At 36.6% G+C, this 14,796-nt stretch carries 11 protein-coding genes; 2 read left to right on the plus strand and 9 right to left on the minus strand.

Translation table 11 applies throughout. The annotated features are described in order from the left end of the window. The first annotated feature begins 108 nt into the window (after positions 1-108). Entirely contained in the window at positions 109-669 is a 561-nt protein-coding gene (locus tag GSB9_00685) for a hypothetical protein (protein ID UKM64138.1), read from the plus strand. Here GSB9_00685 and GSB9_00686 read toward each other — a convergent pair. The 9 genes from GSB9_00686 to GSB9_00694 form a co-directional block, all read right to left on the minus strand. Then, a complete protein-coding gene (locus tag GSB9_00686) occupies positions 666-2,192 on the minus strand; it encodes a GH3 auxin-responsive promoter family protein (GenBank protein UKM64139.1) in 1,527 nt (508 codons plus the stop codon). The two genes, GSB9_00685 and GSB9_00686, sit on opposite strands and share 4 nt — an antisense overlap. Before the next feature lie 84 nt (positions 2,193-2,276). Beyond that, positions 2,277-3,416: an N-acetyl-alpha-D-glucosaminyl L-malate synthase BshA gene (gene bshA, locus GSB9_00687; GenBank protein UKM64140.1), complete on the minus strand. Its 1,140-nt coding sequence runs from the start codon at positions 3,414-3,416 to the stop codon at positions 2,277-2,279. A 44-nt stretch (positions 3,417-3,460) separates the two neighbouring features. Further along, positions 3,461-6,379 (minus strand): serine hydrolase, encoded by a 2,919-nt coding sequence (locus GSB9_00688; protein ID UKM64141.2) that lies wholly within the window; start codon positions 6,377-6,379, stop codon positions 3,461-3,463. A gap of 115 nt (positions 6,380-6,494) precedes the next feature. After that, the gene (locus tag GSB9_00689) at positions 6,495-6,980 is read right to left on the minus strand and encodes an ABC transporter ATPase (GenBank protein UKM64142.1); all 486 of its coding nucleotides are present in this window, start codon (positions 6,978-6,980) and stop codon (positions 6,495-6,497) included. After that, positions 6,980-7,477 carry a zinc finger Ran-binding domain-containing protein gene (locus tag GSB9_00690; GenBank protein ID UKM64143.1) on the minus strand — a complete coding sequence of 166 codons (498 nt, stop codon included), beginning with the start codon at positions 7,475-7,477 and terminating at the stop codon, positions 6,980-6,982. The genes GSB9_00689 and GSB9_00690 overlap by 1 nt, the downstream gene beginning before the upstream one ends. Positions 7,478-7,479: 2 nt before the next feature. Further along, positions 7,480-8,274: a (Fe-S)-binding protein gene (locus GSB9_00691; GenBank protein UKM64144.1), complete on the minus strand. Its 795-nt coding sequence runs from the start codon at positions 8,272-8,274 to the stop codon at positions 7,480-7,482. A gap of 110 nt (positions 8,275-8,384) precedes the next feature. Beyond that, positions 8,385-9,698 carry a (Fe-S)-binding protein gene (locus tag GSB9_00692; GenBank protein UKM64145.1) on the minus strand — a complete coding sequence of 438 codons (1,314 nt, stop codon included), beginning with the start codon at positions 9,696-9,698 and terminating at the stop codon, positions 8,385-8,387. Positions 9,699-9,710: 12 nt separating this feature from the next. Beyond that, positions 9,711-10,673 carry an MlaD family protein gene (locus GSB9_00693; protein ID UKM64146.1) on the minus strand — a complete coding sequence of 321 codons (963 nt, stop codon included), beginning with the start codon at positions 10,671-10,673 and terminating at the stop codon, positions 9,711-9,713. A gap of 51 nt (positions 10,674-10,724) precedes the next feature. Then, the gene (locus GSB9_00694; protein ID UKM64147.1) at positions 10,725-11,819 is read right to left on the minus strand and encodes an N-acetylmuramoyl-L-alanine amidase; all 1,095 of its coding nucleotides are present in this window, start codon (positions 11,817-11,819) and stop codon (positions 10,725-10,727) included. Positions 11,820-11,983: 164 nt separating this feature from the next. Between GSB9_00694 and GSB9_00695 the strand changes: the two genes are divergently transcribed. Then, positions 11,984-14,755: an LPS-assembly protein LptD gene (locus GSB9_00695; GenBank protein ID UKM64148.2), complete on the plus strand. Its 2,772-nt coding sequence runs from the start codon at positions 11,984-11,986 to the stop codon at positions 14,753-14,755. Positions 14,756-14,796: the final 41 nt, after the last annotated feature.

Raw genomic sequence — 14,796 nt, forward strand, 5'->3', positions numbered from 1 at the left:
CACAAAATTTCTTTTGTGGGTTTGTTTTTAGTACGAGTTACTTTTTTATTTTATAATTCGATTCACTAAATTATAACACAATTATAGTTACAGTTAAAAAACCAATACATGAGTTCACCTCACATTATACCCCAAATAATAGAAAAAGAAGCCTTAAAAGCTTTGAGCTATTTTCCGCAATTAAAACATACACACATAGAACTCAAGTTTAAAAAAAACATTAAAAAGTCTACTATGCAAGCACAACCTAAGTTTAGTAGTTTTTTTAAAGACAGATCCCGTAGAAGTTATGTTATTCTCATTAGTGAATCCTTTAAGATTTCGAACAATAAATTCTTAACGAAACATATTCCGCCTGACATACTTATTGGTTGGATTGGCCATGAATTAGGCCATATTATGGATTATCAAAATAGAAGTAAATTCAATCTTATTTTGTTTGGACTAAAGTATCTATTTTTAGAAAGCCATGTTGTTGAAGCCGAACGCACAGCTGACACGTTTGCCGTTAATAATGGCATGGCAAGCTATATTTTGAAAACAAAAAACTTTATTTTAAACCACGCCAACATATCGACTAACTACAAAACGCGCATTAAAAAGTATTATTTATCGCCAGAAGAAATCATGGAGTTAGTAAACCGAAAAGAATCTATGGATGCTTTTTAAAAATCGTTAACAAAACGTTCCCATTCTTCAAATTTATCCTCGCCCATTACGCGTTCCATTTTTACTTGCCCGCCTTTTTTCTTGTTTTTTGCATTCCATTCATGAAAAACTTCGGAATCTACCAATTTAACCTTAACACCTTTTAGAGCCTTGCTTCTTGCCACCTTATAATTTTTATTTGCCGATTTTAAAGCCTTATCTAGAGATTCTGAAATCTTATCTGTATCAATGTTTTGTTTATCGGTGCCCAAATACCAAAAGTGATAAAATTCATCATCATCACCTCGTTTGGCGCAGATGGTATATTCAGGAATTTTTATAGAAAACTCGTCTTCCAGAACGCTCATGGCATCATCCATTTTGTTAACGGATAATTGTGAACCGACCGTATTTAAGAAAAACTTTGTACGGCCTGTAATTTTTATCTCGGCACGCTCAATATCCGTAAATGCTATGGTATCACCTATTAGATAACGCCATGCTCCACTTACCGTACTAATAATCAAAACATAATCTTGATCTAACTCTACATCAGCTAGAGTAAATGAAGGCGCATCTTGTTTTAAGGAACCATCTTGATTTATATATTCTGGTTTAAACGGAACAAACTCAAAATAAATACCATGTTCTGTATTTAACTGCATAGCATCTGTTTCTGGCCTAACCTGTGTTGCAATGTAACCTTCTGAAGCTAAGTATGTATCAATTACGGTAACTTTCTTACCCATTAGAGCATTAAAACTTTTTTCATACGGACCAAAAGCAACGCCTCCCGATGTATAAACCTGAAGATTGGGCCAAACATCATGAATATTATTTAACTTATTATACTCGATTACTCTTTGAAGCATCAATTCTACCCAAGATGGTATACCACTCAACGCTCCTATATCCCAGTCATTGGCACGTTCTGCTATTTTTTGCACTCTATCGTCCCAATCATCAATTTGAGCAATATCTTCTCCAGGCTTGTAATAGCCTTTGAACCAAAAGGGAATATTACTGGCACTTATACCACTTATTTCTCCTTCCAAAAAGCTATCGTTCTCTTCTAAATCTGTAGAACTTCCAAGCATCATGGTTTCTTTCTCGAAAAAATCAGCCGGTAAATCGAAGTTTTTTAATGATAATACTTGCTTTATTCCTGATTTTTTTATGGCCTCTAGCATGTCGCTGGTTACAGGAATACGCTTACTTGTTTTTCCCGTTGTGCCTGAACTTAGTGCAAAAAAAGACAAATCCCCAGGCCAAGTCACATCGGTTTCATTATCCTTAATTTTATGCCACCACGCTTCATTGATTTTATTATAATCGAAATAAGGTATTTTATCGGCAAATGACTGCCCTATATTATCTGAATTTAAGATGTCTGTAAATCCATAAAATTCACCAAATTGGGTGTTCTTTGCGGTTTCAAGCAAGTGGGACAAAACTTCTTTTTGTGCTTGATGATGATCTGTTTCTGATGAGATTGATCCAGTTAAATCTATTACGCCTTTGATGATGTTACCTAGAATAGCCATTTCATTTAATTTGTTTAGGTTAAATTAAACATTTACTATCAATTACACCTCAAAAAACATAATATTATTACGACACTCTTGTCGCTAAATTACTAAACACTTAGATAGGGTATCTTGGTATATGGCTTCGTATTTTGGAACAATGGTATGTAAATCGAATTTTAAAGCTTCTTGCCTTGCGTTCTTTTTAAATTGTTTTAATCGTTTATCGTCACTTAAAATGTACAGTGCGTTTTTTGTCATATCGTCGACATCTCCTACCGAACTTAAAAACCCAGAAACACCGTCGACATTAACTTCTGGAATACCTCCTGTATTACTTGAAATAACGGGAACTCCTGAGGCCATGGCTTCTAAAGCAGCTAATCCGAAACTTTCGGTTTGTGAAGGCAGTAAGAACAAATCGCTAAAACATAAAATTTTATCAATCTCATTACTTTTTCCGAAGAACACCACTTTATCTAAAATGCCCAATTCTTGGCAGCGTAATTCTATTTTTTCCTTTTCCGGCCCTTCACCAATAAACATTAATTTTGCTGGCATTTCCTTTTGGATATTATAGAAAATGCTTATTACATCCTGAACCCGCTTAACGGGTCTTAAGTTACTAATATGGGTTATAATTTTTTCATTATCCTTTGCCATAATGGCGCGCTGACAATCGCTAAAACCTTCCATTTTATACTTTTCCAAATCTATAAAATTAGGTACGACATGAATGTCATTTTTTATGTTGAACAAACGTAAGGTATCGTCTTTTAAGCTCTGTGAAACTGCCGTTACAGCATCCGATTTATTAATGCTGAATGTTACTGCTGGTTTATAAAACTGATGGTTGCCCACCAAGGTTATATCGGTACCGTGCAGTGTTGTTACAATAGGCACATAAATACCTTCTTCTTGTAGCATTTTTTTTGCCATAAAGGCAGCGTATGCATGTGGAATAGCATAATGTACGTGCAATATTTCGATGTTATGAAGCTTGACCATATCTACCAGTTTACTTGACAGGGCCAATTCATAGGGCTGATAATGAAACAGAGGATATTCGGGAACATTAACTTCATGGTAATGCACATTGTTGCTTAAAAGTTCCAACCTAACGGGCTGTTTATAGGTAATAAAATGAATTTCATGCCCGCGCTTAGAGAGCTCTATACCTAATTCTGTAGCAACTACACCACTACCTCCAAAAGTTGGATAGCAAACTATTCCTATTTTCATCTTTAAAAATTATGCTTTTATTCTAATATCGAAATTACGCCATTTTAATCAACTATTGCTTCATAAATAAGTCGTTGTATTTCTGTTCTAATGTTTTTTCTCAATAATAAATTCTTTCCTGCAGTTGGATAAGTTCGATTGGCCAAGAACACATAAACTATCTCCTCTTCGGGATCGGCCCAAGCGTAAGTGCCTGTAAAGCCCGAATGCCCAAAACTTGTCATGGAAATACATCCACAAGTTGGTCCTGCTTCACCCAATTGTGGTTTATCAAAACCAACTCCTCTTCTGTTATTGTTGCTACAGTAGTAACATTTATTAAACTTTTCGATGGTTTCGGGTTTAAAAAATCGTTTTCCGCCATAAAACCCTTTTTGCAAATACATTTGCATTATTTTGGCGACATCGTTGGCATTACTAAAAACCCCGGCATGCCCTCCTATTCCATTTTGCATAGCAGCCCCCATATCGTGTACATAGCCATGCACCACTTGGTACCTGTAATAATCGTCTACTTCGGTAGGCACAATTTTTTTGCTACTTACTTTATGATAGGGATTATACATTGTGTAATTGGCTCCCAAAGGCTCATAAAAATGAGATTGCGTTAATTGTTCTAGAGTTCTGTCGTAATGATATTCAATAAATTTCTTTAGAATATAATACGGAAAGTCGCTATAACGATAGCGCAATGTTGATAGCAATTCAGAATTTTTTATGATTTCAGGGATTGAGTCTTGATAATCTGTGCGCATGTACAGGTTTTTTGCGACCTCAACATTAAAATCATCACTGCGTTCGGTTCTGTAATATTTAGGGCTTGGGCGTTTAGTTACAGAATCTAAAGTGCGGTAATAAAACGGTTCCCAAGGGCGTAACCGTGCATAATGCGAAAGCATACTTTTTAAGGTGATGTTTTCTTTATTTGACCCTTTGTACTCTGGCAAAATTTCGGGAAGTTTTGTTTCCAAAGAAACGATACCTTCTTCCTCAAGTTCCATGAGTAATGGTAAGGTTGACAGTATTTTAGTGAGCGAAGCTAAATCATAGATATTGTCAAAAGCTACTTTTTCTTTTCCTTCATAGGTGTGCTTTCCAAAATTTTTATTGTAAATCACCTTTCCTTTTCTGGCTACCAACAATTGAATTCCAGGTGTCATCATAGAATCCACAGCGATTTGCGCTAAAGAATCGACATGTTTTAATTTTAATGAACTCATGCCAACACGTTCCGGAATGGTATAGCCAAGCCTTTCAATTGCGTTTAAGCTAATGCCCAATCCAGCTTTAAAATAAGGCTCTATGGAAACGGGAAGCGCTCCTTTGGCCTCAATGGCACCAAATATTAATTGCGCGGATTTTTGCTGAGCTACCTTGCTGTTTTGGTAACTTACAATAATACTTGAGATATTATCAATATTTTTTAAATCTGAAAGTGCATAAGGTTTAACGAATGCATCTAAAACAACGGTCGTATTCTTGGCAATTTCATCTATCCAAACCAATTCCTGTTTAGAAAACGAATAAGCTTTCCAAGGGCTTTCATTTGAACGATGAAAACCAATGATAACCGTATTGTACGGTTTTAATTTCCCTTTTAAACCAAATAGATTATCGGCTTCTATTAAATGGACTTTACCGTATTTTTTCAGTTCGTCGTAAAATGGCGTACCATCAGCATCACCAAATTTCACATAAGCGATTGATTTGGTTTCTAAATCTCTAAATGGCACCAAATCGTTGTCATTTTTTACAACAGTGATGGCGTTTTCAAATAGTTCTTCACTTAAAGCATCGTCTTTAATTCGATTTAAATCGTTTGACAAATTGCGCATTCCAATAGGTTTGTAATTCTGTAAACCTACCTTGTACTTTGCCATTAATATTTTTTTTACTGAATGTTCTAATCGAGATTCACTGACATCGCCATTGTTATAAGCATCAATAATTTTTGATATCCCCACGCCAACATCTTCAGACATCAGCATAACATCATTACCCGCCATAAAGGCTGCTAAATCTATTTCACCGGTTTCATCAAAATTAGCCGCGCCCTTCATGGTAAGTGCATCGGTAAAAATAAGCCCTTGAAAACCTAGTCTTTCTTTTAAAATATGGGTTACCACATTTTTTGATAGTGATGACGGGTAGCCCTCGCGAGACTCCAAGCTTGGCACATTCAAATGGGCTACCATAACACTGGACAGACCTTCCTTTATTAATTTCTTATACGGATAAAGTTCTATGGAATCGATTCGTTTTTCGCTAAAACCAATTGTAGGTAAAGTTTTATGTGAATCTTGATTGGTATCGCCATGCCCCGGAAAATGTTTCGCATTGGCCAAAACTCCTGCACTTTGCATCCCTTTCATAAATGCTGAAGCCTTTTCGGTAACGTTATCCCTATCCTCACCAAACGAACGATTCCCAATTATAGGGTTTTGGGGGTTAGTATTGATATCTACCACAGGAGCAAAATTAAAATGCACCCCAAGCCGCTTACAGTGCTCACCTATTTGACGTCCCGTTTGCTCAACCAGTTTGTTGTCTTTTATGGCGCCAAGTGTCATATTCCACGGAAAGGCATAAGTAGAATCTAGCCGCATGCTTAAGCCCCATTCGGCATCCATACCAATTAGCAACGGAATTTTTGAAGCGGCCTGTAATTCATTATTGAGTTTTGCCTGTCGGAAAGGTCCACCATTGGAGTAAATTATACCTCCAATGTGATAATCTGTAATAAGCTTTACCGTTTTATTTTTTGAGGCTAAATTCTGATTGGACATGACTTGAATCATGTACAATTGTCCAACTTTTTCTTGTAACGTTAGTGACGAATATACGCTGTCAACCCATTTTTTTTGAGCATTTACATCATCAGCCAACAATGGATTTATTCCAACTTGTGAATGAACAAATGAAACCAAAAAGAAAAGAAAAAAACCTAAATAGATTCGACGCATAAAATATTTATTAAGGGGAATTATTAGTTTCACTAATAATCGTGCCAAAATAATGTTTTTAAAAAGAAGATAAAAAGACTTTAAGATAGATTTATAAAGAAAAGATCACCAAAGCTTACTTTAAAAATCGACTGTGCCAACTGTCGGACGCGGGTACTTCCCAGTTTTCATTAAACTCCGCAATGTTGGTAACCAAATTATTAAAAACAATTGTATTTTTTGATACTGCTTTATCTTTAGCCATTTTCCTAAAATCAGAAAGCGGTTTGTAAGCTATAAAATCGCCTTGCTTGTAAGATACGTTCATTTTATCCATTAAATCTACGTTGTAGTCTTTTTCAAGTTCTTGGATAAATCGTACCGAAGCATCAATTGAGCACCCTGATGCACTATTTAAGTTTTGATTTACACTAATAACTATAAAGCGCTTATATTTAATAACATATCCAGCTTGCAAATTACTTCCATGGGCTGTCCAGTTTTCTATAAACGTATCTAACCTCTGCTTAATCTCTTCTATTTCTTCTAGTGTAAAAGAACGACTCGCTTGATAAATCCAAACTCTTGATTCCTCCGGTAATGTATTAAAATCAACTAACATTAAATGTTGTATTTTTTCTTAAACTTTTCAGATAATTTATAATTATAAATACTATAAATTAAACTTCCCAAAATTAATAATTTAAAAATAATTCCTTGAAATAGTGTCCTTGGGTCAATAAGGTAATTTATTGTGTAAATAAAAAGCAATAAAGCCAAAGGTATGCTCAAAAAAAGTAAAGGAGATTTTTTAACTAAAAATCCACAAATCAAAATTACCAAAATTACAATTACACTAAACGATAATGCAAAAATATCTTGCTTTAAATATTGAAAATTTACAATTACTCCAACTAAATAAAAGGCCGCGGCTAAATATAAAAAATTTTGGCTTTTAGTTAAAGAATCTTCAGAATCTGTTATTATTCCTTTTTGACCTATAAACTTACCTATGTGAATTGATTTTTCTTTGTCCGATCCATTAAATGGAAACTCACATCTAACACAAGAATCAATATCCGTTTCATTAACGTTTTTGCAGGCAGGGCAATTTTTCATATTTATGAATCTTGTGCATTAGCAATTAACTCGGCCACATCCATAACGCTGATATCATTTTCTCTCTCTTTAGCTTTCAAGCCATCGGTCATCATTGTATTGCAATATGGACACCCCGTTGCGATTACATTAGGGTTGGTTTGAAGGGCATCTTCTGTTCGCAATACATTAACGTCTTTATCACCTTTTTCAGGCTCTTTAAACATTTGTGCACCTCCAGCTCCACAACACAAAGCTGTTCTGCGATTACGTTTCATTTCTTGCAATTCGACACCAAGCATTTTCAACAAATTTCTTGGTGCTTCAAAAACACTGTTGGCTCTTCCTAAATAGCAGGGATCATGAAACGTAATGCGCTTACCTTTATATACCGAATCACTTTTTATTTTTAATTTCCCAGAGTTTATCAATTCCTCGATGAATTGTGTATGGTGCTGCACTTGGTAGTTGCCGCCTAAACTGGGATATTCATTCTTCAGGGTGTTATACGAATGCGGACAAGCTGTAACGATGCGTTTTACTTCGTAAGCATTTAAAACTTCGATATTAGCAACAGCCTGCATTTGAAATAAAAATTCGTTACCGGCACGTTTGGCGACATCGCCGGTACAACTTTCTTCGGTTCCTAAAACGGCAAAATCGACTTGGGCTTCGTTAAGCAGTTTAACAAAGGCCCTGGTTATTTTTTTTGCTCTTTCGTCGTAGCTTCCAGCCGACCCTACCCAGAACAAAATTTCAGGCTGCTTCCCTTCTGCCATACATTCTGCCATGGTTGACACTTTTAGTATTTCACTCATAAATAACCGTTTTTTTGTGCTTCGCGTTAGGGATTGAGACTTTGTTGGAGCGCCTTACAGAGCGCGACTGCCGAAAGCCCGACCCTTTGGGTAACGCCAAAATTATTTTTTTATTCGTCTTTCCAGTTTAATCGGTCCATTTGATTGTATGGCCAAGGCGCTCCATTATTTTCGATGTTGGCCATCATGTTATTAAGTTCGGCTGGTGCGGCACTTTGCTCCATAACGAGGTAACGTCGCATCTCTAAGATAATGGATAGCGGGTCTATGCTAACCGGACAAGCCTCCACACAGGCGTTGCAAGTAGTACAAGCCCAAAGCTCTTCTCTGGTGATGTAATCGTCCAATAACTGTTTGCTGTCGTCTTTGAATTCACCGTTGTTGGCATCCATATTTTTACCAACTTCCTCCAACCTATCTCGCGTATCCATCATGATCTTTCGAGGCGATAATTTTTTTCCTGTTAAATTGGCTGGGCATTCGCTGGTGCATCGCCCACACTCGGTACATGTGTAAGCATTAAGTAACTGTACCCAATTTAAATCCTGAACATCGCTAGCTCCAAATTTTGCAGGCATTTCGTCTTCTTCGCCTTCAGCCGGAGCCGCAAAGGGATCGGCATTGGGGTCCATCATCATTTTAACCTCATTGGTTACGGCCTCAAGGTTATTCATTTGACCTTTTGGGGTTAACTTGCCGTAATATGTGTTTGGAAAAGCCAATAAAATATGTAAATGCTTAGAAAAATATAGGTAATTTAAAAATATCAATATCCCTACAATGTGAAGCCACCAAGCGGCACGTTCGATGACAAGCAAACTCGACTCTGACACACCGGCAAACCAAGGCGCTATATACTGGCTGATGATATTTCCTGAATTTAATTGCTGAAACTCCACATCGGTGGCGTTCATAATGAGGAACAGCACCATTAAAACCATTTCGAAATACAGGATGAAATTACCATCGTTTTTAGGCCATGCAGTCATTTCACTTTTCCAAAAGCGCGCTAATTTTATTATGTTTCTGCGTATCCAGAAAACAATAACAGCAACAAAAACCAAAATGGCCAATATCTCAAAAACACCAATTAAAAACCCGTAAACCGATTTAGGCAATACCTTTAGACCAACACGATGGGTTCCAAAAATACCATCGATAATAATTTCTAAAACCTCAAGGTTGATTACAATAAAACCAATATAAACTATTACATGCAATATGCCAGCAACAGGACGTCTAACCATTTTGCTCTGCCCCAAAGCTATACGAGCCATATTACGCCAACGTTCTGGTTTATTATCGCTTACATCTACATCTTGACCCAGCTTAATATTCCGGATCAATCTTTTTACATTTTTTGCGAAATAGCCAATACCAAGTATAAGTACAACAGCAAAAATTACGTTGGGTAGATAATTCATATCAAAAATGGATTATTTATCGTCTTCAATTTCGTTACCCTCGGCATCATAGCGTTTAGCCTTTCTTCCAAATAAAGAAAAATGTACGTAACGTTTCGGGTTTAATTTCATGTCTTGCAACAACTGCTCTAATTGCAAAGTTGCGCCTTCAAGGTTGTTGTACAACCCTTCATCCTTTAACAATTTGCCCAAAGACCCATTTCCGTTTTCCATGCCTCCCATAATTTGATTGAAATTGGACAAGGTCGATTCAAGATCTGCTATCGTTTTATCTAGATTGGATTCGGATACTTTATTGGTAATGGCCGCTAAATTAACTGTAAGTTTATTAGCATTTGAAAGCACGCTGTCAATATTCTTTTTGTTTGACTCAACCATTTCATTTATAGATTCTGATGTGCCTTTAAATGACTTAATAGTTGAACTTAATTCAGCGATGCTATTTTTTAAATTTGTTTTGGTTTTTTCGTCAAATACATCATTCATATTAGTTAACACACCGTCAGCGCTCACCATCATTTTTTCAATCTTTTCTTGCAATGGCGTTAACCTTTGGTTCACCAATTCAGATAGGCCATCTTTGGTGCTACCCTTAAGTAAATCGCCATTTTTGGCCTGTTCGGCACCATCAAATGCTGGCACGATAGCTATGGCCTTACCGCCGATAAGCCCTGTTTCGTACAGTTCGGCTTTACTGTTTTTTGAAAAAGGAAAATCGCTGTTTACCAACAGTTCTACCATTAGCTTACCCGAGCCATCGTCTTTAAAGGTTATATTTGTAACCTTTCCAACGCTTAAACCGTTAATGGTCACGGGCATTGAAGGCGTTAACCCTTCAACATTATCGTACGTAGTGTAAAGTGTTATTGATTTATCAAATAAGTTTTGGCCTTTTAGGTAATTAAACCCGAAAACGAAGAGTGCAATTCCTAATACGACTAATATACCTGTTTTTACTTCTCTGGTTATTTTCAAAATATATGAATTTGGTAAACAAATTTAATATAAATTTAAAAAGAACAGGCTTTAATTTGCAGTTGATTTTAGGGCTTCTGCCAAGGCTATCTTTTTACCATCTTTAAACGCCACGATAAAACTCGACCCATAACCTTTTTTTCTGGCCTCTGTTTCAAATTGTTGCGCTTGGCTATAACTAGAGGATTGCCCATAAAAATATTTAAAAAGACTGCCTTCTTTTATTTTTGAAATTTGTTCTAAACCCTTAAAATTATAAGGTTTTGTATCCAACGATTTTGAACTGGCGGCAATTTGCACTTTAAATGTAATATCGTTTGAAACGGCTGTTTTTGTTCCTTGTTCTCTTAAAAGCACTTCACTCCCCACATGGGTGTCTAAGCCATTTTTGTATTCTAAAATAGCGTTAACGATAGACGTTGCTATTTCATTTTGTCCGCGTTTTGAGTTTAAATAATCTCCTTCTTTCCTATAAGTCAAGAACCCCATTTCAACCAATACACTTGGCATAACCGTTTGGTGCAACACTATAAAACCAGCCTGCTTAACCCCTCTATTTTTACGTTTCAAAGTATTTGTAAACTTATCTTGAATAAGACTGGCCAATAAAATACTTTGGTCTAAATACTCTTCTTGGCTCAAAAGGATGCTCATTACAGATTCTGGCGAATTGGGGTCGAAGCCTTCATAATTTTGCTCGTAATCATCTTCCATGAAAATAACCGAGTTTTCCTTTTTGGCGACTTCAAAATTAGTTTTGTTCCTGTGTGTTCCTAAAACAAAGGTTTCCGTTCCGTGGGCACTCGAATTGTGTGAATTACAATGTACAGAAACAAACAAATCGGCTTTAGCTTTGTTTGCTATCTTTCCTCTAACAAACAAATCTATAAATTTATCTGTTTTGCGTGTATAAACTACCTTTATGCCTGGGTATTTCTCTAGAGCCTCTCCTACTGCCAAAACAACTTTTAGAGCAATGTCTTTTTCTTTAAAGCCATTCCCCATATTGCCAGGATCTTTTCCGCCATGTCCAGCGTCAAGAACCACAACAAATTTTTTGCTGTCGTTGTCTATATTTTCACTAAATGAAGAAAATGTTAAGACAGCTATAAAAGATACGAAAAGTAATATGTGATGCGTTTTCATTTGATATAGTATAATTTTGAACGGCGCAAACCCGTTTTCAATGTGTACTGCTAAAGTTTAAACGGTCATTTAAATCGCTTTATTTCGCAATAACAATGAACAGGTTTTTAATTTTGAATTTTTTAATTGAATATTAAATCAATCCCAGAAAAATATATGTAATTTTGGCATTTCAAAAACCGAGCCATACTTTTACAAAAATACATTTAAAAGCGTTGCACACAAACAACTTTAAAATACTTTTTGCATTAAGTTTTACAGTGTTTATGAACACGTTAAGCTTCGCCCAAGATATTAAACAGCCCCAAGACTCCATTAAGCCCGCGGTGCAGCAAACAGCGGTTATAAAGGCAGATAGTTTAACTGTACCTGTTGAAATAGCCACAGAAAAAGAGCAAGATTCAACCACAACCGATTCTATTAAACCAAAAAAAGAGCTTTTGGAACACACGGTTGCCTATCATGCTGATGACTATACACGTTTCGACCAAAAAAAACAAAAATTATACCTTTACAATCTAGCAACAATTGATTACGGTGATATGAATATTTCGGCTGGCGACATCACCATAGATTACAATAAAAATACCGTTTACGCCAAAGGTATTACCGACAGTATTGGCGAATACACACAAAAACCCGTTTTTACCTCAGGTACCAATGTTGTAGAGCCCGACTCGATTGTTTTTAATACCGAAACCAAAAAAGCTTTAATTTACAACTCTAAAACCGAACAAGGCGAAGGTACGGTTATAGCCTCGGTAACGAAAAAAGAAAACGATTCGGTTTACTTTTTAAAGAATGCCAAATACACCACGGCCGAAAACCTTGAAGATCCAGAGTATTATATAAAATTGCGAAAAGCCAAAATCGTACCCGGAAAAAAAATTGTAACCGGCTTGGCCAACCTCTTTATTTATGATGTACCCACGCCTTTAGGCTTACCCTTTGGTTTCTTTCCGCAGAGTGAAAAACACACCTCTGGTATTATTATCCCAACATTTGGCGAACAAAACGACCGCGGTTACTTTTTACAAAACGGCGGTTATTATTTTGCTATTAGCGATTATGTTGACCTGGCTGCTCTAGGAGATTATTACACCAATGGCAGTTACGGTATAAGATTAGAAAGTGCCTATAAAAAGCGCTACAAATTCAATGGCAGCTTTAGTTTTAGATATGAAAGCTTAATACGTAGCGAGCGCGGTTTCCCCGATTACGGCAAAAGTACCATTTACAATTTAAGGTGGTCGCACAGTCAAGATTCCAAATCGAGTCCAAACTCCCGTTTTTCGGCCTCTGTAAACTTAGGTAGCAGCAATTACTATCAAGCTTCAAACAACCAGGTTAACGTGGGTAATAGGCTAAATAACACACTACAATCTTCGGTATCGTACTCTAAAACCTTTCAGGGGGAACCGCAAGTAAACGTTAGTTTAACGGCAACACATTCACAAAACACACAAACCCAATCCATTAACATGACGCTGCCAACGTTACAAGGTAGTGTGGGCAGGATTTATCCTTTTGCTTCTAAGACAGGATCGAAAAAAGGGCTTATTCAAAATATAAATCTTCAATACAATATACGTGGCGAAAACCGCATTCAAACCACAGATTCGTTATTCTTTAAAAAAGAAATGTTCGATGGTGCCAAAACCGGCTTTCAGCACACGATACCACTGAGCACCAACTTTAAACTTTTCAAATATTTTAGTGTTAGTGCTAGTACTAATTTTAATGAGGTTTGGACGTTTAAAACCATTGAGAAGTCCTATGACCTTGAAGAAGACCGCCCCGTCAACGAAACCATTAATGGCTTCGATTCGTTTAGAACCTATAATTTCAGTACCAGTTTAGGAACCACCATTTACGGTACCAAAAATTTTGAAAAAGAAGGAGAAGACCGAAAGATAAAAGCGATCCGCCATATTATAAGGCCTTCAATTAGTTATAATATCAACCCAGCATTCAACCAATATTATGATACTATTGAAGGCGATGAAGTTATCGATGCCGATGGCACTACAAGACGTGAACTTATTGAGTATACGCGCTTTGAAGGCGGACTTTTTAGTACACCTGGCAAGAATTTTTCAAGTTCCATGGGTATTTCGGTGTCAAACAATTTAGAAGCCAAAGTACGCGATAAAGACAGCACGGCTACCGAACCTAAGAAAATCATTCTGTTGAACAACCTAAACTTCAGCACCGCTTATAACTTTGCTGCAGACTCATTAAAATGGAGTACAGTTAGGATGAACGGGGGCACCCAATTATTCAAAAACAAACTGAGTATTAACTTTAGCGCTACATTGGATCCGTATGCGTTAGACAATAATAACAGAAGGATAGACAAGTTCAACATTAATAACGGCGGAAGCCTGTTTAGATTGGCCGGAGGAAATATTAATGCCAGTTGGTCGTTTTCCAGTAAAAGTGGAAGTCAAGACAAAAAAGACAAAAATATTGATGAAAATTTAAGAGGTGGCGGACGTGCAGACGACTTATTTGGCGTTTCTGAAGATTTTACAGACCAACAATACGCAGAAGAGGAAGACACGGATAAAAAAGGCCAAACCCCGAGCGCGTTTTACAATTATAAAATACCCTGGAGCTTGAGATTAGCCTATGCCGTTAACTACGCCAACCAAAGACGCCAAAGCGAAATTTCATCGCATTCGCTAATGTTTTCAGGCGACATCAAACTATCTGAAAAATGGTCGGTTGGTGCATCATCTGGTTATGATTTTAAAAACCTAGGCTTTACAACAACCCAATTGCGCTTTGAACGCGATTTATTGAGTTGGCGCATGAATTTTAGCTGGACTCCATTTGGTGCCTATAAGTCGTGGAATTTCTTTATAGGTATAAAATCCAGCCTACTCAAAGATCTTAAATACGAAAAGCGCAGACAACCAGATATACGTTTGTAAAAACTCATTTTTCTTTTTGGTTTACAATAAGAACATCTATT

This window comes from Flavobacteriaceae bacterium GSB9 (genome assembly GCA_022749295.1).
In the GTDB taxonomy this organism is placed as follows: Bacteria; Bacteroidota; Bacteroidia; order Flavobacteriales; family Flavobacteriaceae; genus Flavisericum.

Coding starts and splice junctions, on each gene's coding strand:
- GSB9_00685 (UKM64138.1), top strand. CDS start 109: ATGAGTTCACCTCACATTATACCCCAAATAATAGAAAAAGAAGCCTTA.
- GSB9_00686 (UKM64139.1), bottom strand. CDS start 2,192: ATGGCTATTCTAGGTAACATCATCAAAGGCGTAATAGATTTAACTGGA.
- bshA (UKM64140.1), bottom strand. CDS start 3,416: ATGAAAATAGGAATAGTTTGCTATCCAACTTTTGGAGGTAGTGGTGTA.
- GSB9_00688 (UKM64141.2), bottom strand. CDS start 6,379: ATGCGTCGAATCTATTTAGGTTTTTTTCTTTTCTTTTTGGTTTCATTT.
- GSB9_00689 (UKM64142.1), bottom strand. CDS start 6,980: ATGTTAGTTGATTTTAATACATTACCGGAGGAATCAAGAGTTTGGATT.
- GSB9_00690 (UKM64143.1), bottom strand. CDS start 7,477: ATGAAAAATTGCCCTGCCTGCAAAAACGTTAATGAAACGGATATTGAT.
- GSB9_00691 (UKM64144.1), bottom strand. CDS start 8,274: ATGAGTGAAATACTAAAAGTGTCAACCATGGCAGAATGTATGGCAGAA.
- GSB9_00692 (UKM64145.1), bottom strand. CDS start 9,698: ATGAATTATCTACCCAACGTAATTTTTGCTGTTGTACTTATACTTGGT.
- GSB9_00694 (UKM64147.1), bottom strand. CDS start 11,819: ATGAAAACGCATCACATATTACTTTTCGTATCTTTTATAGCTGTCTTA.